This is a genomic window from Providencia sp. PROV150 (genome assembly GCF_028481025.1).
Taxonomy (GTDB): domain Bacteria; phylum Pseudomonadota; class Gammaproteobacteria; order Enterobacterales; family Enterobacteriaceae; genus Providencia; species Providencia hangzhouensis.
This window is the reverse complement of the sequence record NZ_JAMPPJ010000027.1, coordinates 154,127-179,273: the sequence shown is the minus strand read 5'-3', so window position 1 is coordinate 179,273 and position 25,147 is coordinate 154,127. Positions and strand designations below refer to the sequence as shown.

Genomic DNA, 25,147 nt, shown 5'->3' with positions numbered 1-25,147 from the left:
GGATTGTGGGTCTGTCGGTACAGTCACAACGTGAGAAAACTCTTGCACTAACATTTGGTCTTCATGACCTTGCACATAGATGTTACCCACTGAATCGGCAGTAAATGCACCGGCAGTGATGTTGCCTTGGGTTTTTCCTTCAATGGAAATATAACATGGAGTTGGCATAGCGATATCCTTTATCCAGAATGACAAATTGGGTTAGGTCGACATAATTATCGATTAATTTCCGTCATCTCAGCCAGTGCGCACGGTAAGATTTACTTGAAGGATAATAAAATCTGATGAATGATATGTAAACCTGAGGGCTGGTTTGTATCTCTCTAGGATAAGTGACTTAGCGTAAACTGGTTGAAATATCGCTATATAACTCCAGAAAAACACCAAAAATGAATCATTATCGAATAATCATCGAGCAAAAAATAGACCAAACTGCGGTAAGCCCAGTAAGTTCTAATGTACATAGAAATAAACTATGTAACCAAATATTTCAAACAGAAAAAATGAAATAACCCATTGATTAATAAAAATAAAAACACACTATTAGATTAACATTTAATTCCACAGGGATTAACCGCCTTGGTCGTGCAGTGTAATATTCTTTAAGTGCATATTTAAAATATATTTTATTCCAGCACTTAGTATCTTATCGAATTAATATATAAAAAACATTTTTTATGTCCGTTTTCCATTTTTTTAGAATTTTTGTCGCCATTTACGTTATACACTCTTTATTCTTTCCCATTGCGGATAAAGTAGGATGGATAAAGGAAGAACACGTTGAACGGCAAAAACAATTTCACTGTTTTTCTAACGATAAGTGTTGAAATTGATTTTTAAAATGTTAAAACCGAAGGCTCACAGCCAGTTAGATTGTGAGTTAAACACTCACGATAATGAGGTGAAAACAAAAAGGAGTTAGATGATTAACATCTAACTCCTTGATAAATTTGGTGGCCCCTACTGGACTTGAACCAGTGACCAATCGATTATGAGTCGACTGCTCTAACCAACTGAGCTAAGGGGCCAAAGTGGGAAGGATTATACGTGTAGTTTTCGCTTAGGTCTAGTGTTTCGAAACCGTATGCTGAAATTGTGTTCAACTCAATCACTCTTCTTATAATTCAATGCGATAGCATAAGCAATTGCTATCATTTGAAAGTCGTTTTCTGCAATTTTAATGAGCCCTACTATTTTTTATTTAAATCAGTTTCTCACACCTTATCTATATTTAACTTTTACCAATATCAAATTAATAATAAAAACAACATCATAATGGCAACTAAATTTATTAAAAATTACTCATTCAAGCACTTGATGTAAAACAATATTTTTACATTACTGTTTTACTGCATAGTTTATAGATAATTCTCATATAGAACAAAAATGATGAAAAAAGTACATGCAGTTCAATATGGTTTTGGAAAAATAAGTAATTTTTGATCCGTTACTTGCAAGAACATGGTGCTGAAGTTGTGGCGGCTTTTGAAATCAATAAAGCGGTTATTGGCAAAAATATAGGCGAAATCACAGGAACGAGGCCAACAGAAGTAAAAGTACAAGCGCTACATAAAGCAGATAAAACCCTCGAAACGTTAAAGCTTGATGTTGGCATCATCGCCCACCTTTCGGTGGGCGACTTATCTACAGCTAACCTTAGCGCGGTTTCACCATCTGCCATTCTAAGTGGTGTTTTACTGACGGCCACTCTGACTCAATAATGCTATATATACAGCTATCACGCAGTTCACCCGTTTTAGTTTTCATATGGTTGCGTAAAATACCATCAAGCTTAGCCCCTAGCCGTTCAATGGCTCGACGACTTTGGCTATTTAAAAAATGTGTACGAAACTCCACTGCAACGCAATTCAATTCCTCAAAAGCATGCTTTAAGAGCATATATTTAGCTTCTGTATTTAATGCGGTGCGTTGTACTTCTATTCCATACCAAGTGGCTCCGATTTCAACCCGCCTTACTGCATGGTCCACACGATTGTAAGAAGTAATACCAACTGGTTTACCGCTTCGTTTATCGATCACCACAAAAGGTAAGCATTCCTTTTTCTGGAAATTTTCCAGGCGCTTTTCCACATCTTGAGAGAAATGCTCAGGCTCAGGAACTAAGGCATACCACAAATTATTCAACCCATCTCGTCGAATGATTTCTGCCAGTTCGACATCATATTGGTGGGATAGAGGTTCAAGGCGAACGTATTCACCTTCTAAAGTAATAGCTTGGCAAATCTCTTTCATCATGGTTTCCCCTATATCGTTCTTTATGCTGTGTGTCTCTTTTTTTAATCTCTGTTTATGACATAAAAATAAAAAAACACCTATTTTTTTATGACACTCAGCTATTTAACCGAAAACATATGATAAAAATCACAAAATTTTAACATCTTTACCAAATTGCAGCTTCATTACGCTACAGTTAACTCATCTGACCTGTTAATGAAATCCCGAATGGGAGTATAATAATGAGCAATTTTCCACACCTTTTTACCCCACTTGATTTAGGCCATACCGTCCTAAAAAACCGTATTTTGATGGGTTCAATGCATACTGGGCTTGAAGAGCACCCACAAGGCAGCGAGCGACTAGCGCATTTTTACCGCCTACGCGCTGAAAATGGTGTCAGTCTGATCATTACCGGTGGGATCGCCCCCAATCCAGAAGGGGCGCTTACCGCTCATGGCGCAGTATTAAACGATAAAAACCAGCTTTCATTTCATCAACAAATTACGGATGCCGTCCACCAAGCTGACGGTAAAATCGCCTTACAAATCTTACATGCAGGGCGTTATGGCTTGCATCCTAAATTAGTTGCACCAAGTCCTATTCAAGCAGAGATTATTCCATTCGCCCCCCGAGAACTCTCAACTGATGAAGTTGAAAAAACGATTGATGACTTCGTGACAACAGCCAAGCTAGCTCAACAAGCTGGCTATGATGGTGTCGAAATTATGGGATCCGAAGGTTATTTAATTAACCAATTTATCACCAAACGTACCAACCATAGAACCGATGAATGGGGTGGAAGTTACACAAACCGAATTCGTTTTCCCATTAAAATCGTACGGCGAATACGGGAAGCCGTTGGCGCTAACTTTATTATTATTTACCGGCTTTCCATGCTGGATTTAGTTGAAGATGGCTCAACGTGGGAAGAGATTGAATTACTTGCCAAACAAATTGAAAACGCGGGTGCGAGTATGATCAACACCGGTATTGGTTGGCACGAAGCTCGAGTACCGACGATAGCAACGCAAGTTCCTCGCAGTGCATTTAGTTGGGTCACGCAAAAATTAATGGGGAAAGTGAATATTCCACTGATAACCACTAACCGCATCAATGACCCTTTTGTTGCAGAACATATTATTGCCAATCACCAAGCGGATATGGTTTCAATGGCTCGGCCATTTCTAGCTGATGAAGCGTTTGTTCGTAAAGCCGCAGAAAATCGAGCAGATGAAATTAACACTTGCATTGGTTGCAACCAAGCCTGTCTCGACCTGATTTTTAGTGGAAAACTGGCCAGTTGTTTAGTTAACCCACAAGCTGTTAGAGAAATGGATTATCCCAACGAAAAAGCCGCTCTGAGTAAATCCGTTGCGATTGTTGGTGCTGGGCCCGCTGGGTTATCTTGTGCAATTTACGCGGCAAAGCGTGGGCATCGTGTCACTTTGTTTGAAAAATCTAACCATATAGGTGGCCAATTTAACCTCGCTAAACAGATACCTGGCAAAGAAGAATTCCATGAAACCATCCGTTACTTTTGCCGCCAATTACAATTATTGAATGTTGATGTACGCCTTGAACAACAAGCCGATGTTGACTGTTTATCGGGGTTTGATGAAGTCATTATTGCAACGGGTGTCATCCCACGAAAAATCCAGCTCGAAGGGGTTGAGCACCATAAAGTCATTTCCTATATCGATGTCATCACCAAACAACGCTCTGTTGGAAAAAGTGTCGCTATTATTGGCGCTGGAGGGATTGGCTTTGATGTTGCTGAATTGCTAACCCAAGAAGGGAAAAGCAGCAGTTTAGATAATTCACTCTTTAATAAAGAGTGGAATATTGATACCACAATTCATTCTAAAGGTGGTGTATTCCCCCCACAAAAAGTCCCTATGGCATCAGCTCGTCAATTGTATTTATTACAGCGGAAAAACAGTAAAGTGGGAGCAGGCCTCGGTAAAACAACCGGTTGGGTACATCGTTTATCACTAATGAAACGCGGTGTTCAAATGCTAAATGGCGTGGAATACATGCGAGTTGATGACGAAGGGCTCCATATTCGCTATCAAGATAAAACACAGTGCCTGCCTGTTGATAATGTCATTTTGTGTGCAGGGCAAGAGCCTTACCGCCCATTAAAAACACAACTAGCAGAACACGGGATCAACGCCCATGTGATTGGCGGTGCGGATGTTGCTGCAGAACTGGATGCCCGCCGAGCAATTGAGCAAGGGATGAAAACCGCATATCAGATTTAGCCTCTTCATATCCCCCTAAGGTGAGCCTTTTATCTGAGGGGGAACTGCACTCCTTAACCTAACTGATATTTATACCTCTTTTTCTTCACCCCAAACAATTGTTATGTTATAACATAACCGCTATTTGTAAATTAAGAATGGCTGAGGGGTTATGACAGTATCAACTGAATTACGTTGTTCATCTTTACCGGATGCGCAAAAGGAAAATGATATTTATAGCAATATCAAGCTAGACTGGGTCGGTATGACAGGGATTGCTTTACCTATTGAGATAGCGGGTCGTCCAATCAACGCACTTGTTGATGTCGGTACTGATTTACAAGGACAGAAAGGAATACACATGTCCCGGCTGTATCAGACCTTAGATGGACTCACACAGCATGAACTAACCCCCAATTTGATTCAACAGGCTCTAGAGCAGATTTTAATATCCCATAGCCATGTATCATCGAAGTCATCTCTTCGACTTTATGGCGATATTTTATTATCTCGCCCTTCTTTAGTTTCTCACCAGCATGGATGGAAAGCATATCCATTTGAAATAAATGCAAATTTCAACAAATCATTTATTATCTGTTTAAAAGTTGGGGTTCCTTATTCATCGACATGTCCTAGTGCCACGGCACTCAGTACCCAAGTGATTCAACAACAATTTGCTATTGAATTTGAGAACGAGACACAACCATTATATCCCACTCAAGTTTTCAACTGGCTAGCTAAAAATGGGTTACCCGCTACACCACATAGCCAACGCAGCTGGGCATGGGTAACCATAGCGTTGAAAGCTAGTCATAAAATATTTCCCATCATTGAATTAATTAATCAAATTGAAAACGTGCTTTCAACACCTGTACAAACTGTTGTTAAACGTAATGATGAACAAGCTTTCGCTATCGCAAATGCCCAAAACCTGATGTTTTGTGAAGATGCAGCGAGAAAACTAGTCATGGCTTTTCGTCATCAATGTCACTATGACGAAGTGAACATTAATATAGAGCATCAAGAAAGTTTACATGCACATAATGCAGTTGTTCACACGCACTGGAAACGGAGTACTCATGCTGCGTAAAAATCCATCAGGACACTCCCCTGTTATTTCAGAAAAAGCCTATATCGACCCTACCGCAATTATTTGTGGCAAAGTCATTGTTGAAGATTACGTGTATATCGGCCCATATGCAGTCATCCGAGCTGATGAACTCAATGAAGAGGGGGATATGTCACCGATAGTAATAGGCCCACATTCAAATATTCAAGATGGTGTTGTTATCCATTCTAAAAGTGGGGCTGGAGTACAAATTGGCTCACATACTTCAATAGCACATCGTGCCATTGTCCATGGCCCTTGTAATATTGCTACACGAGTATTTATTGGTTTTAATAGCGTTCTATTTAATTGCAAAATTGGGGAAAACTGTGTTGTTCGCTATAACGCTGTTGTTGATGGTTTAACGCTACCCCCTGCTTTATATATTCCATCCTGCGTACATGTAAATGCCCACAGTGATTTATCTCAGTTTAAGCAAGTTGACCGCGCCTCTTTGCAATTTTCAGAAGAAGTTGCCGCAACTAATGTGCAGTTAGTCGAAGGTTATCGCCGCTTACGTAATGAGTTTTAACTCAATAACCCACTAAAATAAGGGCAGAGTTCACTTTCGCTGTCTCTGCCCTTTCAAAATATATTTAATTAACAATTAATCACGATGAGATAGCCGCGCTTCAGCGTTAGCCAGTTTCTCATCTTCCGCTAAGCACACCGCTGCAGTAAATAACACGTCAGTTGAAGAGTTAAGCGCCGTTTCTGCTGAATCCTGTAATACGCCAATCATCACACCAACCGCGACCACTTGCATCGCAATTTCATTTGAAATACCGAACATGTTACAAGCTAATGGGATCAGTAATAGTGAACCGCCGGCAACGCCTGATGCGCCACATGCACACACCGCAGCAACCACACTTAATAACAGTGCCGTTGGGATATCAACTGGAATACCTAGAGTATGTACAGCGGCTAACGTCAGTACTGTAATCGTTACCGCTGCACCAGCCATATTAATGGTTGCACCTAATGGGATAGAAACAGAGTAAGTATCTTCATGTAGATTCATGCGACGACACATCCCCATATTCACAGGGATATTTGCTGCTGAACTACGTGTAAAGAATGCTGTTACCCCGCTTTCACGTAAGCAAGCGAGAACTAATGGGTATGGGTTACGTTTCATTTTCCAGTAAACAATCAATGGGTTAACAATGAAAGCAACAATCAGCATACAGCCAATCAATACTGCGAGAACGTGAATATAGCCTTTTAAAGTTGCAAAGCCTGTCGTTGCGATAGTGGAAGCAACCAAGCCAAAAATCCCTAAAGGCGCTAAACGGATCACAACCCGTACCAGTTGTGTTACTGCATTAGAAAAGTCATGAACTAAAGTTTTTGTGGTTTCATTTGCATGGCGCAGTGCAATACCCAGCCCGATCGCCCACGCTAAAATACCAATATAATTGCCCTTAATCAGTGCGTCGATAGGGTTCGCAAATATATTGATTAGCAAGCCTTTTAACACTTCAGCAATATTACCCGGTGGATTTAGCTGTGTATCACCTACCGCTAAGACTAAATTTGATGGGAACAGGAAAGAACCAATAACGGCGACAACCGCGGCAAAAAATGTTCCTAAAATATACAACACCAGTATAGGTTTGATATTGGTTTTTTGCCCTTGGCGGTGGTTAGCAATGGATGACATTACTAACACCCAAACCAGTACAGGAGCAACAGCTTTTAACGCACTAACGAATAAATCCCCTAACAACCCGACATTTTTTGCAGCAGATGGCCATAACCATGCAAGCAAAATACCCGCTATCAAGCCAACCAGTATCTGTTTGACTAGACTACCTTGGCTAATAACTCGCCATAACCCTGTTTTATTTGTATCCATAATAGACCTATATTATTTATCTTTATTAGGAATTAAATGTGTTTGCACAGCAAGTATAAGGAATAATAGTCGCCTGAAAAGGCAATTATTCAAAATATACACAATGATTGACTTTGTTTAACAAACATTTTACATAACTGTGATCTCAATAGAGTTTTGTTTCTTATAGTAGAATGGGATAAACAAAATGGTTGAGCGTTTTCAGAGGGTTAAAAAAAATCCCCTGCTTTTCACAGCAGAGGATTTAAAAATAAAAAAGATAAATTAACTTTTTGCTTCGTTGCGTTTATTAACAATTGCATTAATGATTAACGTCACGACTAAAATTGACGCAATCACACCCAACGAAATCGGTGTTGGGATATGGAAAATATCAATCAATAGCATTTTTATACCGATAAAGCTTAAAATTACCGCTAAACCGTATTTTAGCATTGAGAATTTTTCAGCAACCCCTGACAACAAGAAATACATGGCACGTAGGCCTAAAATTGCAAATAAATTCGATGTTAAAACAATGAATGGGTCAGTCGTCACCGCAAAAATAGCGGGTATACTGTCCACCGCAAATATCACGTCACTAATTTCAACTAAAATCAGCACTAAAATAAGTGGGGTCGCAAATAGGACGCCATTACGTTTAATAAAGAATTTTTCACCATGTAATTCATCCGTCATACGTAAATGAGAACGAACCCATTTTACTAGCGGTTTATCCGTTATTGGCGAGTCATCTTCTTTGGCAAAAGCCATTTTCAAACCAGTAAATAGCAAGAACAAGCCAAATACATACAAAATCCAGCTAAATTGTGTGACTAACCAACTACCTGCAAAAATCATAATCGTACGAAGTACGATAGCGCCTAATACTCCATAAACCAACACACGACGCTGTAAAGTTGCAGGAATGGCAAAATAACTAAATAACATCAACCAAACGAATACGTTATCAACAGCTAATGCTTTTTCTAATAAATAACCCGTTAAGAACGCCATGGTTTGGCTATCAGCAAACTCACGCCCTACGTTCTCATTAAGATACCACCAAAAACCCGCTGCAAAGAGAAGCGAAAGCGTTACCCACACGATACTCCAAGCCGCAGCTTGTTTCATCGACATTGCTTGGCCTTTGTGTTTCCCTTGCCAGAACAAATCAATGAGTAACATAAGTAAAATAATAACGGCAAAACTACCCCATAAAATCGGGTTACCAACTGAGTGCATTTTCCTTTCCCTTAAAAAACAAAAAACGGCTGATATCCAGAAGACATCAGCCGCTTAAAATTCGTTAACCACAAGCTATTTCTTTTGGTTGTAAATTATGAGCAAACCTCGCCTTCTGGCAAGGTCTCACTTACAACACAAATAACCTAAAAATAGGTAACTGTGGTGCTCGGCTACCGGGTGTAATGTGTACACCGTAATGACGATAAACCGACAAGAAGAAGTTACTCCCCTTTGCTATGGCGATAAGATACGGTAAATAGTCTTAAAATGCAATAATTAGCCTTTATTGTTTTATCGTTATTTTTTTACATTAAAAGATAAATTAACAAGTATATTTCGCATACTCTCGGTAAAAAGCGGGTTAAACGCCATTTTTAAGCACTTTACATCGTTCCATGCCGCGCAATAAATCGTAAAAATCGGCCAAAACTTAAATGAATTCTAAAAATAAGCTTAAAATTTACTGTTTAGTTATTTTCTGTTTTGTTAAAGTGAGCGTGCTTTACACTAACAGCCTGAGGAAACACTACTTTCACTTTGGCATTCACTTAATCCATTTCTCCCTGCCCAACAACAAGTTTGTTGCTGTTATTGCCGTTTAGGAAACATTAATGGAATTAGTTAAAGAACTTTTTTTCGCCCTTTGGCACCAAGATTATGTCACCCTATCTAACCCATCGTTAGTGTGGTCGATTTACTTCATGCTGTTCGCTATCTTGTTTCTTGAAAACGGGGTGTTGCCTGCAGCGTTTTTACCTGGCGATAGCTTATTGATTTTAGTTGGTGTTCTCATCGCTAAAGGCACATTAAGTTATCCGCTCACTATTGTAATTTTAACCGCTGGCGCCAGTTTAGGCTGTTGGGTTGGTTATATACAAGGACGATGGCTGGGGAACACACGAATAGTTAAAGGCTGGCTTGAGCACTTACCTGAACACTACCACCAACGCGCTTATGGCTTGTTCCACCGTCATGGCCTCGCAGCCTTGTTAATTGGTCGTTTTTTAGCTTTTGTCAGAACACTACTTCCAACAATAGCAGGGCTAGCTGGCTTGCAAAACGGTCGTTTCCAAGTATTCAATTGGTTAAGTGGCCTACTGTGGGTGTTAATTTTGACTGCAATTGGTTATGGCTTTGGTAAAAGCCCGATTTTCCTACAATATGAACATCATATTATGAACATTTTGATGTTGATCCCTGTAGGGCTACTGATCCTTGGCTTAATTGGTAGCATTGCTGTTGTCGTTAAGAAAAAATTCTCAAATAAAAAAGCGAATTAATTCTCCATGCGGGAACTCTCAGTTCTCGCATTTTCATTTTTACTTAATTTTACGTCTTAGTATCCCCACTCCCCACAATTAAATTAACTAACTGATATTTATAGAATTTTTATAAATACTGTTTTTTACATTTTTTCTTAACCCCTAATTTATTATTGAATAACTCATTGCACTTAATGCAAAAACAGTTATTGTTAATACAGTGAAGTTTCTTTTCTATTGATAGGAGGTTCTATATGTCATCAAATCATTCATCAGAAGACCTACGCGCAGAACTAAAAGCGTTAGCAGATTCTCTTGAAGCCGTATTAAATGATACAGGCGAGAAGTCGAAAGAAGAGATTGAAAGCTTGAAATCCAAAGCGAAAGATGTACTTTACTCATCTCGCGCTAAACTCGGTCAAACCACCGAAAGGATCACTGAGCAAACTAAAGAAATTGCGGGCCGTGCAGACAACTATGTCAAAGAAAACCCATGGACTGGTATCGGTATCGGTGCTGCTGTTGGTGTGGTTCTTGGCGTACTTCTCGCGAAACGTTAATTGCTTATGGAACAAAATCAACAACGTCAGGGCCCCGGTAAAGGGGTCCTTGAAATACTGCAACGCATTGCCAGTATTACCGTTAATATTGTTGAAACTCGCCTTCAACTCATTGCCGTTGAGCTCGAAGAAGAGAAAGTTAATTTTATCCAGTTGTTATTGTTAGTTGGACTAGCGCTTCTTTTTACTGCTTTTGGCCTAATGTGTTTAATTGGTCTTATTTTTTGGTCTGTTGACCCTGTTTATCGTTATCAAGCACTTGCTATAACAACAGGGTGCTTAGTCCTACTCGCCATTACCTTTGCTATTTGGGCTCTTAAAAAAGCAAAGCAGTCTACCTTATTGAGCTCCACACGGGAGCAATTAAGCCAAGACGCGAATGCATTAGCAGGTAAAGATAATGACCAGAAATAAACGCCAATTACTTGCCGCAAAAAAACAACGGTTACTCAACAGAATTGAGCAGCAACGGAGCGACCTTGCTGCAAGTTCTGAAGATTGGCTACGAGTGACCGCTCCTTATGACCGTACATGGAAAACCTTCGTTACCTTCCGTCCTTTATTTATTGCGGCAACAGGCCTGCTTTCGATTTATTCACTGAAAAAACCCAAACGCATACTTCAATTAGGGAAAAAAGCCTTCACAATGTGGGGTATAGCAAGGACAATTCAAAGTACGATCAATGCAGGAAAGAAGTAATTTCAATTAAAATCAATATGCTAAATTAAGCCTCTTCACTTTAGCTAGCTCCCCTTCATCACCATTCAATTTTTTTGACTATCTTTGTTAATAAGCTTTGCTTTTTATTGAATAAGCAAATGACTATTATAAGCCCATCAAATGTTTTCTTACCTATTTGTGCTGAAAACAACATTACAAAGCGACACATATCGCAAATACTTTATATTTAATGGCTTATTAGTCTGGAGAATCTTAATGAAAAATTTAGAAAATGGTGCGGTATTGTTAGCTCGTATTATGATGCCAATTCTGTTCATTGTTGCTGGGTATGGAAAACTGGGAGATGCATACGCAGGAACACAACAATACATGCAAGCAATGGGTGTTCCAGGCTTTTTATTACCTTTAACCATTTTATTAGAACTTGGTGGCGGTTTAGCCATTCTATTTGGTTTCTTAACACGAACTGTAGCCCTATTTACTGCAGGCTTTACCGTATTAACGGCGCTACTGTTCCATATCGACTTTAGCGTTGCACCAAATAGTTTAATGTTTATGAAGAACTTTACTATCGCAGGCGGTTTCTTACTATTAGCAGTAACCGGCCCAGGGAAATTTAGTATTGACCATTTATTAAATAAAAAATGGTAATTCCGATTTCATTATCACCCTTATTGACTTTATTTGTTTGTCCAACTTATACCTCCCTCGGGAGGTATTTTTTTATTTAAATCTTTTGAATCGCTACCAGCAAATCCTACTCGTAAACTCTAAATAGTTTGAGTTGTAGGTAGGCGACAAATTAGTCGAGCGGTTTTATCTTTTCAGCCACGGTTAACTTCTAAATAATTCGTGCTACAACTGAGCTATGACTGAGATAGTTTTACTCTTTTGAATCGCTACCAGCAAACCTTACTCGTAAACTCTAAATAGTTTGAGTTGTAGGTAGGCGGCAAATTGAGTCATCCCGTGAGCATACATAAGTATGTGACTCGGGTGACTCAATGAAGCCAACACCCCTACGGCTCAAAATATAACGAGTTTACACTCTAAATAATTTGGGGATTTCTCGGAGACACCACGACTTAGCCTCCCCCATACTATCCCGCCGCCACGCCATAATAATATTCGTCTCATGGCTAAACTCTGCGCCAACCACCTTTAAACGCCCTTCGCGAATATCTTGTTCAACCATTGGGTACGGCATCGTCGCAACACCAAGGCCGGCCAACAAGGCTCTGTGTTTATCCTCAATCGTTGACACCGTCAATCGTTGTTGTTTATCCAACAACTGCACCGTGATCACAGGCCGCTCACGAGCGGTATCAGCCACTGCAATTCCACGGTATTTCACTCGAGTCGCATCAGATAACGGCTCAGGTTCTTGGTGAATGGGATGATCCGGGCTCGCTACATAAATATGATTAACGGTATATAACGATTTAGAGTTAATTTCTGAAGAGGATCGAAAATGCATATCAGGAGCAATGACTATATCCGCTTTACCGCTTTCAAGACGTTCCCATGCTCCCGCCAATACTTCAGTAATTAACGATAACTGTGTTTCTGATTTTTCCGCCAATCGTTCCACCAGCGGAAAAAGTGAATGAACAGGAACTAAAGCCTCACACACGATGGTTAAATGCGTTTCCCATCCTTTTGCAAGCGCTTCCGCATCAGATGTTAGCTTATCAGCGGCTTCAAGTAGGATCCTTCCTCTATCAAGTAGCATCCTACCGACATTGGTAAACTTAGTTCTATGCCCTGAACGGTCAAATAAAATGACATCGAGCTCTTCTTCTAATTTTTGCATGGTATAACTCAGCGCAGATGGGACTCGCCCCAACTCTTCAGCGGCTGCAGCAAAACTACCACGGCGGTCGATTGCATCCATAACCCTTAATGACTCAAGCGTTAATGCTCTCTCTTTACTCATGAAGTTTCTCTTTCAGGAAATTTGAACAAAGGAAACAGATTAACTGGCTAACAATTCAACGTCCAGCTATTTATTATAACAATAGATTATTAACTTATTTATTTTCAATGAGGGTTAACCATTATGATGACATTAAGACCCGCTAACCATTGCGGAAAAGCTGATTATGGTTGGCTACAAGCGCGTTATTCCTTTTCATTCGGCCATTATTTTGACCCAGACTTTATGGGTTTTAAAACTCTCAGAGTGCTGAACCAAGAAGTTATCGCACCACAAAATGCACTACAGCCAAGAACCTATCCACATGTCGATATCTTAAATATCATCCTAAAAGGGCATGCAGAATATCGAGATAGCCTAGGTAACACCATCCAAGCGGATGAAGGTGAGTGTGTGCGTTTTTCACCGCGCCCAGACCTGAGCTACAGCGAACAAAATGTGTGCCCAAAAACACCGTTGACACGTTTACAGCTCTGGCTAAATGCTTGCCCACAGCAAGAATCTTTGCCTTTGCAAAAAATAGCCATTAGTGAAAATGAGAACAAACTTATCGCATCTCCTGACGGGGAAAGTCAAAGCATTCAGTTACGTCAACAAATTTGGATCACCCAAATTCATTTGGCAACTAATGAGTCAACAGCGATCACGCTAAAAGGAAAAAACTCATTCCTTCAGTCTATACATGGTGGAGCGACATTGCGTACACCAAAAGGCGAGCAGTTAGAAATGAATTGCAATGATGGGGCTTTTATCCAAGACGACAATCAAGTCATCATTAGTGTAAATAAACCGTTTAGAGGGCTATTAATCGATCTTGGAGAGCAAAGCTAGCCCTTTTCCTGCTATAGCAGAGTGAATTTTGCGAACGGATTCGCAAATTTTATGATTTACATATCCTACATATTGACATGCTTGTGTTAGAGTCCTGCCATTAGCGAGCAAAAAACAAGTCATTTTCTTGCTCAAATGCTTTTTCGTTTTGATTTTAAAGGTGTTTCCGTGGCTCTATTCACTCAACAGCGACATAATCAAATTTTTGCTCAAATTCTCAATGAGGTAGTGCCTCAAGACGAGTTAGCCAAAAATTTCTCCGTTTCTACTCGAACTATTCGTTCTGATATCAATGAAATCAATGAATTGATACAGCCATATAGTGCTCATATTGTATATGAGCGAGGTCGCGGTTACCGACTAAAAATTGAAGACGAAGCCCTATTTGCTACCTTTACTCAACAAAGTGATGAAGACAATCAGATTCCTCGCACTAGCAAAGAGCGCATTGATGCCCTGCTATTAAAACTCTTGATGTTATCACTCCCCGTAAAACTTGATGATATCGCTGAAGAGTGGTTTATCAGCCGTGGCACTTTACAGCAAGATATGGGCGCGGTGAGAGAACAGCTTCATAAATACCAAATTGCATTAGAAAGTATCCCTCATCAAGGCATTCGTTTGAACGGTAGCGAGTGGGCAGTTCGAGCTTGTATGACCGAAACTTTATGGCGCCGCTATTCCGCACAGATAACCCCTGATTTAACCACTTTCCGCCCTGATTGCCTTGATAATTTAGACCTGACATATATCGATAAAGTTTTACATAACAGTATGAATCGCTTTGATATTCGGATTAGCAACGAAGGGCATTTATACCTGGTTTTTAATTGTGCGGTGACTATTTTGCGTATCACTCGTGGTCATGAACTCACCACCTCCGTCAAAAATGATGACAGTGAAGAAGTGATCCGCAAAGCCTGTGATGAAATATCCAAAGGTTTAATCTACTTTCTTGGCAATGACCTTTCAGGGGCAGAACTTAGCTATTTGCATGACCAAATCGTTGCCCAACGCATTAGTAACCAAGACTCTAGTACGCAAAAAAGTGGTACTCATAATGAGCTATGTGAATATATTTTAAATTATATTAATGAATTATATAATTATGACTTACGGAGCGATGAAAAACTCAAAAAAGATCTCAATACTCATCTTGCATCGCTGATCACCCGTTTGCAGTATCATATTTCCACACCAAACCCGCTATTATCTGATATCAAACAATATTACCCGTTCGCCTATGATGTCACACTGAGCGCGTTAACCAGTGCAAGTAAGCAATTACTCCCCCACCCAATCAGTGAAGATGAACTAGGTTACCTTGCGGTTCATATTGGAGTCAGCCTCGAACGTAACTATGGCGCTGGCTCCATTCGCCAAACAGAAGTACTGGTAGTCACTGATGCAGGGAACTCCACGTTTCGCGTGGTTGAATCTAAAATCATGCGTGAATTTCCACAGCTCAAATTTAGCCGAGGGTTAACGTTACAAGAGTATGAATCCTTGGATGAAGTCTCTGAAGATTTCGTGATTACCACTGTACGAATTTCAGAGAAAAATAAGCCTGTTATTAAAATTGCGCCGTTCCCAACACCCTATCAACTAGAGCAAGTTGGCCGCCTCGCCATGGTTGATCAAACTCGCCCTTATATTATCGAGCGCTTTTTTGATGAACGATTCTTCATGGTAATTAATGAAAAAATTAGCCAAGAAGAGCTCTTTCAAATGGTTTGCAATAAATTGCAGCAAGAAGGCTACGTCACACCTGATTTCTACCCTTCACTACAAGAGCGTGAATCAATTGTTTCCACCTTGCTCGGGGAAGGTATCGCATTGCCTCACTCTTTAGGTCTACTTGCCAATAAAACAGTGGTTGCAACCGTTGTCGCCCCGAAAGGCATTGAGTGGAATAAGGAAACCAAAGAAAATGCTTATGTCATTTTCTTATTAGCTATCAGTAAAACAGACTATGAAGAAGCAATGGCTATTTATGACCTTTTCGTTACCTTTGTAAAAGAAAAGACAACACGTCGCTTAGTGAGTGTCAAAAATTTCAATGAGTTCCAAGTAATAGCTAAAGATAGCTTAGCGCGTATCCTCTAACTTGGTAGCAATTTCCACTTTGTAGTGGAAAAGTGGAAGTTGCTGACTTTTACGTGATCCTAACCACAACTCTTATAAATACTTTCCTATCCTAAACTGTCTATTTTACGGCCAAAGTGACTAAATGGAAGCGAGTACAACCCACGCAACATCATTTCCATTTATAGCTTCCACTTCCCTTTCCAGTTCCTTTTTTTGTTTCCATTTTTTAATTAAAAAAATAGTCAATTGATAAATAACATATTTTATCCAAAGTATTGTTATTCACATCTTATTTAGATAGTTGACTGATGTCAATTTTTCCACTTAATTTCCAAATAGAGCAAAAAACACACCAAAAATACATTTATTAATTTCCAAACAATTTCCACTTATAAGTGGAAATTTCCTGCCTGCAAAAATGAACAAGAACAGACTAAGGTATTAAGCATGAAGGAACAGAGTAGTCTAACTTGCAATATTACTTTGGATTTTAAATAGTTATGAGTGAATCAGTTGTCGTTTTTAAAATGTTAGAACATAACCTTGATATTGATGAGGTGACACAAAAACTGCTAGCAGTGATTACTGACTGGCTCAAGCAGGAGGACTGCTACACCACAGATGTACAACAACAGATGTTGGAGTCTCATTTACGTGCCATGGTCGGTAGAGCAAAAACGGGTGAAGCCTTACCAGAAGTCGATATCAGCTTATTCGATGAAATTTCTGAACATTCGATAGTGCTCGCACAGCGGGTTGTTGACACACTTCCTGGATTAGCACCTGAAGAGACTTATTTACTCTCTGTTCACTTTGAAGTCGCACGTTCAAATGATTAATTACTAATTTGGTAGGATTTGGAGAATATTTTATGAAACAGATAGTTGTTGTTATCGGTGACCGTTTAGGTAAAGGCCAAAAAGTGGCTGCGGGTGTTGAAGCTGCGGGTGGCAAAGCCGTTGTTGTTCCGGGGGTCGCTGCTGATATGAAACTCGGTGATGTCATGAACGCAGAACAAGCCGATTTAGGCATCTCATTTTGTGGTAGTGGTGGCGCTGGCGCAATTACCGCTCAAACTAAATATGGCTATAAAGCTCGCTATGGGATGCGCTCTATTGAAGAGGGAGAAACCGCGATTGCAGACGGTTGCAATGTATTAGGTTTCGGTTTTATGGACAAGGAAGAGTTAGGCGAGCGCTTGGTAAAAGCATTCAATAAAAAATACGGCAACGCTTAATGAAAAAATCTATCGAAACGGTTGTACGGGTTACAGGGCAAGGCGACACTAAGCAAAAAGCAATAGCTGACGCCTTAAATTCAATTCAAAAAACCGTACTGAAGAACAGCACAGATATCATCCTACGGATAGAACCAAAGGATGTTGAAGTGATTAGTGCTCACTCTCATTCGCGGACAGAAAAATTTCTTTTTCTCTTTTTGCCACGCAAACGTGAACATTTTCGTGTTGTACTCGACGTTTCGCTGGATGTCACTTTACTTTCTGTCAACGAAATACCATTTACAGAACAATAATAGCAATCAGGTCTGGAGTTAATTCCATGAGTGAAACTGCATCTTTTTTAGAAATATTGGGCATGTCCCTGATCATCGGTGGGCTCTGCGGCTTTGGCTTAGGCGCAGGGGCTGCGCGTATGTTCCACGCACCAACCGTACAAGGTATGGGGGCATTCCGTACATTGGGTGAGCTGAACGCTTGTGAAGGCGACCCAGCGTCTCATTTTTCTTTCGGCTTAGGGTTCTTCTTTAACGCATGGGCATCGTCAGTTGCTGCTGGGGCATTTACACAAGATGTTGACCATCGCATCATCCCAAACTGGGGCGCGGCTGCACTATTAACCAAAAACCGTAGTGTCGCTGACACACTGCATAACCCGAAAAAAATGGCTATCGCTTGTGCCATCATTGGGGCATTAGTTGTCGCCTTCTTAAACACAACCGCTTCCGCAGTTCCTGCTGCACTACAAACGACAGCCATTAACGTACTAGTGCCTGCCGCAAACTTGTTAGTTAATACCGTGATGCCAGTCATCTTCTGGTTAGCCGCCATGGATGCAGGGCGTCGTTCAGGTTTCTGGGCAACATTATTTGGTGGTTGTGCTCAGCTAATCATGGGGAATGCTATCCCTGGTTTAGTTTTAGGTATCTTGATTGGTAAAGGCGTTGATGACAACGGCTGGAACCGTATCACTCGTACAATGATGATAACAGTGGTTCTCCTGTTCGTTCTCAGCGGCTTCTTCCGTGAATTCGACCTAAAGATGATCACCTCTTTCAACCTGGATAAACCATTGTGGCTTGAATACGTCCACGGTCTGCTGAGCGGGAAATAATCATGACAACAGAAATTAACAAACAAGATTTTTGGTACGCAGAATGGTCCTTCCCGATTTTTGTTGGGTTGCTTTCCGCAGGGATCTTCGCAGGTACCCACATGTATGTCGTCTACGGTTTTGGGGCATTTAACGAAGTGGCGTTCGTCGCCATGTTACGTGCAGGGTTAGATACCGGGGTTTATGGCGCAGTCGCAGCATTTGGTGCAAGTTTCTTATTTGCTAGGATCATCGAAGGTTCATTGGTCGGTATTTTAGATATCGGTGGTGCACTGCAAACCGGTATTGGCCTCGGTGTTCCCGCCTTATTTTTAGCCGCTGGTTGGGATTTTTTAGTCACTAACTTCTGGATGTCGTTACTAACTGGCTTATTCCTTGGCGTATTAATCGGCTTACTGATTGTATTTGCACGTAAATTCACGATTGCTCAGGCTAACTCAACCTTTGGTGCTGACGTCATGATGGGTGCGGGTAATACCTCTGGCCGTTTCTTAGGTCCATTAATTATTTTAGCTGCGATGGCCGCATCCATTCCAATCGGAATTGGCTCTTTAATTGGCGCATTGATTTTCTATGTATGGCAAAAACCCGTTGCCGGTGGCGCCATTTTAGGTGCAATGTTGTTCGGTTATTTCTTCCCAATCGTCGCTTAACCAACACTCTCCCGGGGCATATGCTCCGGGTTACTGAATAACATAAGTTAAAAACAGACTCGAAATAGTTCAAAGAGTAGCGAAAGTGCTGCAAGCATGCTCGAAATAATTCAAATTGCAGCTAGGCGGCAAACGACGATATCCCTAGGAGCATACAAAAGTATGTGACTAGGGTAGCGGAAGTGCTGCCAACAACGCTGCGGTTTGAAGTATGACGAGTATCGAGTATAGAGAGGACAACTATGTACACTTTAATCATCAAACAAGGTAAGCGTATCGATGGCTCGATTATCGACATTCTTATTAAAGATGGAAAAATCGAAGCGGCAGGCCCTGAATTAGCGAATAATCAGCAAGCCGACAAAGTCATTGACCTACAAGGAAAAACTTATGTCAGTGCTGGGTGGATTGACTCTCATGCTCATTGCTTTGTTGAGTCACCTATTTACTTCGATGACCCTGATTTAGCAGGAGCCGCTGGCGGAGTTACCTCACTGGTTGATGCAGGTAGTGTCGGTGCTGATGATATTGATAAATTTTATCAGCTCACCCAGAAATCAAAAACGAATGTCTTTTCTCTGTTAAATATTTCACGTATTGGCATCATTGCGCAAAATGAATTGTCGGATATGAACAACATCAATGAAGCCTGCTTTCAAGACGCTATCGAGCGCCACTCCGGCTTTGTTGTTGGTATGAAAGCCCGTATGAGTAAAAGCGTGGTTGGTGAAAATGGCATTACCCCACTGATTAAAGCTAAAGAAATGCAGAAAAAACACCATCTTCCACTCATGGTGCATATTGGCAACAACCCGCCGGATATTGATGAAGTCGCTGATTTACTGACGCGCGGCGATATCATCACTCACTGCTTTAATGGCAAACCCAATAAGATTTTAGGCGAAGATGGCTACCTAAAACCATCAATTGCTCGCGCACTCGCACGGGGTGTCATATTAGATGTTGGACATGGCGGTGAAAGCTTTAGCTTTAAAGTTGCAGAGCAAGCGATGCGCATTGGCACTTACCCTGACATCATCAGTTCCGATATTTACCACCGCAACCGCGTTAATGGCCCTGTTTATAGCCTCGCTTTTGTGATGACCAAATTTCTGTGTATGGGCTTTAGTGCGGAACAAGTGCTTCGCTGCGTTACCGAAAAAGCCGCCAACTTCTTATCGTTACCCGCAAAAGGCTATTTAAGGCCGGGCTTTGACGCCGACATAACCCTTTTTGACCTTAAAGAAGAGCAAACAGAGCTCACGGATGCAGAAGGCGAACACCGTATAGGCACTCACCGCTTCGTACCATTGGCTGCTATCGTCGGTGGAAAACACATTATTCATACACAAGGTGAATCAGAACATGCAATCGATTTATGATAAATATCAGTTAAAACACGTTATTAATGCCTCTGGCCGCATGACAATTCTGGGTGTTTCAACGCCAACTCCAGAAGTTGTTGAACGTGTTGCTTATGGATTAAATAATTATTTTGAAATTAAAGACTTAGTTAATAAAACTGGCGAATATATTGCTAATCTATTAAATGTTGAAGCTGCGGTAGTTGTATCTTGTGCCTCTGCTGGTATTGCACAAGCTGTTGCAGCGGTGATTGTACAAGATGATGATGATTTACTGCTCAATTTGCATTCATCCGACAAAGTTGTTCCTCGTGAAATTATTTTACCTAAAGGCCATAACGTTAATTTTGGTGCCCCTGTGGACACAATGGTAAGCTTAGGTGGCGGTAAAGTAGTCGAAGCGGGTTTTGCTAATGAGTGCAGTGCCGCCCAGTTAGCAGCAAAAATCACCCCCAATACAGCCGCTATTTTGTACATCAAATCACACCATACCGTGCAAAAAAGCATGTTAACCGTGGAACAAGCCGCCAAAGTGGCTCATGACCACCAGCTCCCCCTGATCGTTGATGCCGCAGCAGAAGAAGAACTTACCGCTTACTACCAAGCCGGTGGCGATATTGTGATTTACAGCGGAGCAAAAGCAATCGAAGGCCCAACAAGCGGTCTGGTTATCGGTAAAAAACAATATATTGAGTGGGTAAAACGCCAAAGCCAAGGTATTGGCCGTGCGATGAAAGTAGGTAAAGAAGGTATTTTGGGGCTCACACTCGCTATCGAACAGTACCTGACTGCTACCAAAGAAACAGGCGCAGAGATGGTTAATCGAATGAGTCAATTCATCAGTGATTTAAATGCCATTAAAGGTATCTCTGCTCGAGTCGTCTGGGATGGTGCAGGACGTGATATTGCCCGTACCGAGATTAGCTTTGATGAAAAAATGATAGGCAAAACCACTTACCAAATCATGGCTGAGCTAAAGCAGGGCGATACCGCGATTTACTTCCGTGAGTACAAAGCCAACGAAGGAAAAGTAGAGGCTGACATTCGCAGTGTTAGCACTGAACAACTTGATGTTATTTCTAAGAATATTCGTTTGTTAGTAGAAGGAATTTAAGATGAAATTGTCACCGAATTTTTATCGTGACCGTGTCTGTTTAAACGTACTGGCAGGCAGCCATCAGAATGCAAAAGATATCTATGCCGCAGCAGAAACCTTTGTTGTTGTTGGTGTTTTATCTAAAAATTACCCTGACTTAGAAAGTGCAATTGCTGATATGCGCATTTATGCACAAGAAACCGATAATGCATTATCAGTTGGTCTCGGCGCTGGCGACCCAAATCAGTCAACCATGGTGTCGTTAATTGCAAAAGAAGTTCAACCACAACACGTTAACCAAGTATTCACTGGTGCACCAATTAGCCGTGCACTATTAGGCCAAAACGAAACCTTCGTGAATGCGCTCATATCACCAACAGGCACGGTAGGTATGGTGAAAATTTCTACAGGCCCACTAAGCTCTCAAGCGCCAGATGGCATTGTTCCGGTTGAAACTGCCATTATGATGCTTAAAGACATGGGTGCTGACTCAGTTAAATTCTTTAATATGAAAGGATTAACATATATTGAAGAATATAAAGCCATTGCCAAAGCTTGCGCTGACTTTGATTTTTCTTTAGAGCCTACAGGCGGCATTGATTTAGATAACTTTGCTGAAATTTTGCAAATTGCCCTTGATGCAGGCGTGAAAAAAATCATTCCTCATATTTATAGTTCCATCATTGATAAAGAAACGGGCAACACTCGCCCAGAAGATGTACGTCAATTATTGCAGATGGTTAAGCAAGCGGTTAATTGATGTGGTAGTAAGCAGTAAGTGAGAAAATAAATATAAGCGAGTAAATAAGTATAAATAAGCAGTACAAAATCTGTCATCATGACAAAACAACAAGTTGCCCCGCTCATCATTGTATGCAGCGGGGCTTTTTATTACACATCAATGACCTATCATTCTTGCATTTGGTATAATATGAAACCAATAATTATCAGGTACTGGGCTATCCCAAACGCCAAAATACATAGCAATACCAATAATAATAAATAAAACTGCTAAGGTTAGAATTGCCATCATCCAACCCGATAAGCGAAATTGATGTTTTTTTGTTGGCACTTGCAATGAAAAATCCAACGTTGATGCAACAGGGCAAGATTCAACGCAAGTCATACATCCCGTACATTCCACCGTTCTTACAGTAATTAACTTATCGACAGGTATCCGTGATGGGCAGTTCTTGGCACATTTTCCGCAATCAATACAACTTTCCACATTTCGCCGAATTTTAAATGGCGAAAATAACGAAAAAATGCCTAACAAAGCGCCATAAGGACACAAATAACGGCACCAAGCATTACGAATAAACAAGCTTGCTATCACTAAAATGACCACAGTAATAAGCGCAAACAAGCTAATATAACGAAAAAAATCCAACATTTTTACGTCAATAATGATCCCATAAGGCGACATCATAAAATATTGGATCATCTGCGCAGACATGGAAAATGCAATATAAAGAAAGAAACCTAATAACAAATATTTTAGGCCCCTTAAAGGGATATCGAGCCATTTAGGTAAGCTAATTTGGTTTTGATAACGAAAGACTTTTTTCCCTAACTTACCAGTGTACTCTGATATTGTGCCAATCGGGCACATCCATGAACAAAATGCTTTTTTGAACAGTAAGCTAATCACAATAAAAGAGACTAATAAAAACATTGAGGCCGCATGAATTGGCGGAAAACTCCCCGTTTCCAAGGTATATTTTAAATTCATTAACCCCGCAATCGGCAGCCAACCTTCAATTCCACCAGGGCGAGGAAGGTGAATTGTCGCCCCTCCAGTTTCGTAATATCGTACCCAGTAATAGAAGGTAACTCCAATATAAATATTGATTGCCAATAGCGTGAACTGTACAAATTTACGCCATGTTGATGCATTTCGCCAATCACTCCAAGGGAGTTTTCCCCCAGTTGTACCTGGGCGACGTTGGTACCTTACACGTGATTTCTTTATCATCTACGCACATCTCTTTAACATGCATTATAAATACCACTATTGTAATTACATATTCACATAGCGTATTGATTTACATCAGAGCGTGACGATATTGATGATTTCAGAAAAACGAGGTGACAAGATTAGCTTGCGGCAATAAACAGCTCTAAATAGTTCAGCTTGTAGGTAGGCGGCAAGGGAGGATATCTCTAGGAGCATACATAAGTATGTGACTAGAGTAGCCGAGAGCAGCCAACACCCCTACAAGTTGAAATATGACGAGTAATAAAAAAGGCTATAGCAATAAAAGTGCTATAGCCTTTTTTATTTGTCTGTGGAGTTGGCCGATAAGCCGGGTTCTGTCATGGACAACCATTCATCTAGGCCAGCACTTGCGCACTGGCTCCAGCAACCTACCCGAGTTCAATGCGGGCCGCACCATATGAACCCCTATTTGGTCTTGCTCCGGGTGGAGTTTACCGTGCCACGAACTGTTGCCAGTCGCGCGGTGCGCTCTTACCGCACCCTTTCACCCTTACCTGATCCTGTAAACAGGCCATCGGCGGTTTGCTCTCTGTTGCACTAGTCGTAGGCTCGCGCCTCCCAGACGTTATCTGGCACCCTGCCCTATGGAGCCCGGACTTTCCTCCCCTCTACCCGTCTCCCGAAGGGACTACGATAAAGCAGCGGTTGTCTGGCCAACTCCGCGGCGAATTATAGGCACTTTGTTGTTGCTTGTACAGACTCTAGCGTGGGCAATTTACCACTTATATCAATCAAATCGTGGTATTTGCCCAAAAATCATTCATCACTTTGATTATCAAGCATCAACTTATACAACATATTTTTCTTGAGACCATAAATTTCAGCCGTGATTGCAGCCGCTTTTTTAGGGGGTAATTCTTTTTGTAATAAATTTAATGTTCTCACCACTTCAGGGGAAACTGCGGAGTCATCAGCTGGCTTTTTATACCCTTCGACAATCAACACCATTTCGCCACGGTGACGGTTTTCATCTTCTTTTACCCAAGCGAGTAATTCCCCCACTGGGCGGCCTTCAATGGACTCCCACGTTTTCGTAATTTCACGTGCTAAAACAACATGGCGATCCGGTCCCCAGACTTCCACCATATCTGCTAAACTGTCTAACAAACGGTGGGTTGATTCATAGAAAATCAGCGTTCGAGTTTCTTGTTCGAGAGATTGTAAAACATCTTTACGCCCTTTTGTTTTAGCGGGTAAAAAACCTTCATAACAAAAACGGTCTGAGGGTAAACCCGCTGCTGATAACGCGGTAATAGCAGCACAGGCACCCGGTAAAGGAACGACACGAATACCCGCTTCGCGGCAACGATTAACTAGATGATAACCTGGATCATTAATTAAAGGTGTACCCGCATCGGAGACTAATGCGATACTATCACCTTGTTGAAGTCGACTAATTAATTGATCTGCCTTTTGCTGTTCATTATGATCATGCAGAGCAAACAACCGCGCATTTATCGCAAAATTCTGTAATAGAATGCCTGAATGCCGAGTGTCCTCTGCTGCAATAAGGTCAACATGTTTAAGAACATCCAACGCGCGTTGCGTTATATCCCCCATATTACCAATTGGGGTAGGGACAATATACAGCGTGGATGCCATAACCACAGCTTGATTAGGTTGGTTCATTGTTTCATCCGAATAGCCGGTT

Annotated in this window: 26 protein-coding genes, 1 tRNA gene and 1 other RNA gene; 19 read left to right on the top strand and 9 right to left on the bottom strand. The window is 41.0% G+C overall.

From position 1 onward, the window contains the following. A partial coding sequence (gene tssD / locus PSE83_RS17655) for a type VI secretion system tube protein TssD (RefSeq protein ID WP_272661007.1) occupies window positions 1-168 on the bottom strand: 168 nt, incomplete at its 3' end. A 783-nt stretch (window positions 169-951) separates the two neighbouring features. Then, window positions 952-1,028: transfer RNA gene (locus tag PSE83_RS17650), tRNA-Ile, on the bottom strand. Window positions 1,029-1,439: 411 nt separating this feature from the next. Between PSE83_RS17650 and PSE83_RS17645 the strand changes: the two genes are divergently transcribed. Further along, window positions 1,440-1,721: a hypothetical protein gene (locus PSE83_RS17645; RefSeq protein ID WP_272661006.1), complete on the top strand. Its 282-nt coding sequence runs from the start codon at window positions 1,440-1,442 to the stop codon at window positions 1,719-1,721. On the opposite strand, the gene PSE83_RS17640 is transcribed toward PSE83_RS17645, so the two are convergent. Further along, a complete protein-coding gene (locus tag PSE83_RS17640) occupies window positions 1,657-2,253 on the bottom strand; it encodes a GNAT family N-acetyltransferase (protein WP_096864423.1) in 597 nt (198 codons plus the stop codon). The genes PSE83_RS17645 and PSE83_RS17640 overlap by 65 nt on opposite strands. A gap of 224 nt (window positions 2,254-2,477) precedes the next feature. Here PSE83_RS17640 and PSE83_RS17635 point away from each other — a divergent pair, with 224 nt between their 5' ends. From PSE83_RS17635 to PSE83_RS17625, 3 genes are all read left to right on the top strand, one after another. Continuing rightward, window positions 2,478-4,499 carry an NADPH-dependent 2,4-dienoyl-CoA reductase gene (locus PSE83_RS17635; protein ID WP_112307574.1) on the top strand — a complete coding sequence of 674 codons (2,022 nt, stop codon included), beginning with the start codon at window positions 2,478-2,480 and terminating at the stop codon, window positions 4,497-4,499. A 151-nt stretch (window positions 4,500-4,650) separates the two neighbouring features. Next, a complete protein-coding gene (folE2, locus tag PSE83_RS17630) occupies window positions 4,651-5,568 on the top strand; it encodes a GTP cyclohydrolase FolE2 (RefSeq protein WP_172767423.1) in 918 nt (305 codons plus the stop codon). Beyond that, window positions 5,558-6,118, top strand: coding sequence for a carbonate dehydratase (locus PSE83_RS17625; protein ID WP_004258097.1), 561 nt, complete (start codon window positions 5,558-5,560; stop codon window positions 6,116-6,118). The genes folE2 and PSE83_RS17625 overlap by 11 nt, the downstream gene beginning before the upstream one ends. 75 nt (window positions 6,119-6,193) lie before the next feature. Here the strand turns inward: PSE83_RS17625 and sstT are convergent, their stop codons facing one another. Both sstT and PSE83_RS17615 read right to left on the bottom strand, forming a co-directional pair. Beyond that, the gene (gene sstT / locus PSE83_RS17620) at window positions 6,194-7,447 is read right to left on the bottom strand and encodes a serine/threonine transporter SstT (RefSeq protein WP_004258100.1); all 1,254 of its coding nucleotides are present in this window, start codon (window positions 7,445-7,447) and stop codon (window positions 6,194-6,196) included. Window positions 7,448-7,711: 264 nt separating this feature from the next. Then, window positions 7,712-8,671 carry a TerC family protein gene (locus PSE83_RS17615; RefSeq protein ID WP_004258103.1) on the bottom strand — a complete coding sequence of 320 codons (960 nt, stop codon included), beginning with the start codon at window positions 8,669-8,671 and terminating at the stop codon, window positions 7,712-7,714. Window positions 8,672-9,285: 614 nt separating this feature from the next. On the opposite strand from PSE83_RS17615, the gene PSE83_RS17610 reads away from it, so the two are divergent. The 5 genes from PSE83_RS17610 to PSE83_RS17590 all read left to right on the top strand — a co-directional run bounded on the left by PSE83_RS17610 (window position 9,286) and on the right by PSE83_RS17590 (window position 11,829). Next, the gene (locus PSE83_RS17610; protein ID WP_004258110.1) at window positions 9,286-9,954 is read left to right on the top strand and encodes a DedA family protein; all 669 of its coding nucleotides are present in this window, start codon (window positions 9,286-9,288) and stop codon (window positions 9,952-9,954) included. A gap of 236 nt (window positions 9,955-10,190) precedes the next feature. Next, window positions 10,191-10,496 carry a DUF883 family protein gene (locus tag PSE83_RS17605; RefSeq protein WP_004258145.1) on the top strand — a complete coding sequence of 102 codons (306 nt, stop codon included), beginning with the start codon at window positions 10,191-10,193 and terminating at the stop codon, window positions 10,494-10,496. Window positions 10,497-10,502: 6 nt separating this feature from the next. Continuing rightward, window positions 10,503-10,910 carry a phage holin family protein gene (locus PSE83_RS17600; RefSeq protein WP_004258148.1) on the top strand — a complete coding sequence of 136 codons (408 nt, stop codon included), beginning with the start codon at window positions 10,503-10,505 and terminating at the stop codon, window positions 10,908-10,910. Then, a complete protein-coding gene (locus PSE83_RS17595; protein WP_004258151.1) occupies window positions 10,897-11,196 on the top strand; it encodes a YqjK-like family protein in 300 nt (99 codons plus the stop codon). Before PSE83_RS17600 ends, PSE83_RS17595 begins: the two co-directional genes overlap by 14 nt. A 237-nt stretch (window positions 11,197-11,433) precedes the next feature. Further along, entirely contained in the window at window positions 11,434-11,829 is a 396-nt protein-coding gene (locus PSE83_RS17590; RefSeq protein WP_004258158.1) for a DoxX family protein, read from the top strand. Window positions 11,830-12,220: 391 nt separating this feature from the next. On the opposite strand, the gene PSE83_RS17585 is transcribed toward PSE83_RS17590, so the two are convergent. Next, window positions 12,221-13,114 (bottom strand): LysR family transcriptional regulator, encoded by an 894-nt coding sequence (locus tag PSE83_RS17585; RefSeq protein WP_004258161.1) that lies wholly within the window; start codon window positions 13,112-13,114, stop codon window positions 12,221-12,223. A gap of 123 nt (window positions 13,115-13,237) precedes the next feature. On the opposite strand from PSE83_RS17585, the gene PSE83_RS17580 reads away from it, so the two are divergent. The 10 genes from PSE83_RS17580 to dagF all read left to right on the top strand — a co-directional run bounded on the left by PSE83_RS17580 (window position 13,238) and on the right by dagF (window position 22,257). Continuing rightward, window positions 13,238-13,945, top strand: coding sequence for a pirin family protein (locus tag PSE83_RS17580; protein WP_094961527.1), 708 nt, complete (start codon window positions 13,238-13,240; stop codon window positions 13,943-13,945). A 135-nt stretch (window positions 13,946-14,080) separates the two neighbouring features. Continuing rightward, the gene (locus PSE83_RS17575; RefSeq protein ID WP_004258168.1) at window positions 14,081-16,051 is read left to right on the top strand and encodes a BglG family transcription antiterminator; all 1,971 of its coding nucleotides are present in this window, start codon (window positions 14,081-14,083) and stop codon (window positions 16,049-16,051) included. A gap of 482 nt (window positions 16,052-16,533) precedes the next feature. Continuing rightward, window positions 16,534-16,872, top strand: a complete 339-nt coding sequence (locus PSE83_RS17570) for a transcriptional antiterminator (RefSeq protein WP_004258172.1) — start codon at window positions 16,534-16,536, stop codon at window positions 16,870-16,872. Window positions 16,873-16,904: 32 nt separating this feature from the next. After that, entirely contained in the window at window positions 16,905-17,270 is a 366-nt protein-coding gene (locus tag PSE83_RS17565) for an SFCGS family glycine-rich protein (RefSeq protein ID WP_004258177.1), read from the top strand. Then, a complete protein-coding gene (locus PSE83_RS17560; RefSeq protein ID WP_004258180.1) occupies window positions 17,270-17,566 on the top strand; it encodes a DUF4312 family protein in 297 nt (98 codons plus the stop codon). The genes PSE83_RS17565 and PSE83_RS17560 overlap by 1 nt, the downstream gene beginning before the upstream one ends. 26 nt (window positions 17,567-17,592) lie before the next feature. Next, window positions 17,593-18,384, top strand: coding sequence for a DUF4311 domain-containing protein (locus tag PSE83_RS17555; RefSeq protein ID WP_004258184.1), 792 nt, complete (start codon window positions 17,593-17,595; stop codon window positions 18,382-18,384). A 2-nt stretch (window positions 18,385-18,386) separates the two neighbouring features. Beyond that, entirely contained in the window at window positions 18,387-19,037 is a 651-nt protein-coding gene (locus tag PSE83_RS17550) for a DUF4310 family protein (protein WP_004258187.1), read from the top strand. Window positions 19,038-19,279: 242 nt separating this feature from the next. Further along, window positions 19,280-20,419, top strand: a complete 1,140-nt coding sequence (locus PSE83_RS17545) for an amidohydrolase/deacetylase family metallohydrolase (RefSeq protein ID WP_272661005.1) — start codon at window positions 19,280-19,282, stop codon at window positions 20,417-20,419. After that, a complete protein-coding gene (locus PSE83_RS17540) occupies window positions 20,403-21,515 on the top strand; it encodes a DgaE family pyridoxal phosphate-dependent ammonia lyase (RefSeq protein WP_165879518.1) in 1,113 nt (370 codons plus the stop codon). The genes PSE83_RS17545 and PSE83_RS17540 overlap by 17 nt, the downstream gene beginning before the upstream one ends. 1 nt (window position 21,516) lies before the next feature. Beyond that, the gene (gene dagF / locus PSE83_RS17535; protein WP_004258199.1) at window positions 21,517-22,257 is read left to right on the top strand and encodes a 2-dehydro-3-deoxy-phosphogluconate aldolase; all 741 of its coding nucleotides are present in this window, start codon (window positions 21,517-21,519) and stop codon (window positions 22,255-22,257) included. Window positions 22,258-22,395: 138 nt separating this feature from the next. Here dagF and PSE83_RS17530 read toward each other — a convergent pair whose 3' ends face one another. The 3 genes from PSE83_RS17530 to rsmI all read right to left on the bottom strand — a co-directional run bounded on the left by PSE83_RS17530 (window position 22,396) and on the right by rsmI (window position 25,125). Then, entirely contained in the window at window positions 22,396-23,472 is a 1,077-nt protein-coding gene (locus tag PSE83_RS17530) for a 4Fe-4S binding protein (protein WP_164565521.1), read from the bottom strand. 311 nt (window positions 23,473-23,783) lie between these two features. Continuing rightward, window positions 23,784-24,157: RNase P RNA component class A (gene rnpB, locus PSE83_RS17525), an RNA gene on the bottom strand. 95 nt (window positions 24,158-24,252) lie between these two features. After that, window positions 24,253-25,125 (bottom strand): 16S rRNA (cytidine(1402)-2'-O)-methyltransferase, encoded by an 873-nt coding sequence (gene rsmI / locus PSE83_RS17520; RefSeq protein ID WP_004258206.1) that lies wholly within the window; start codon window positions 25,123-25,125, stop codon window positions 24,253-24,255. Between the last annotated feature and the right edge of the window lie 22 nt (window positions 25,126-25,147).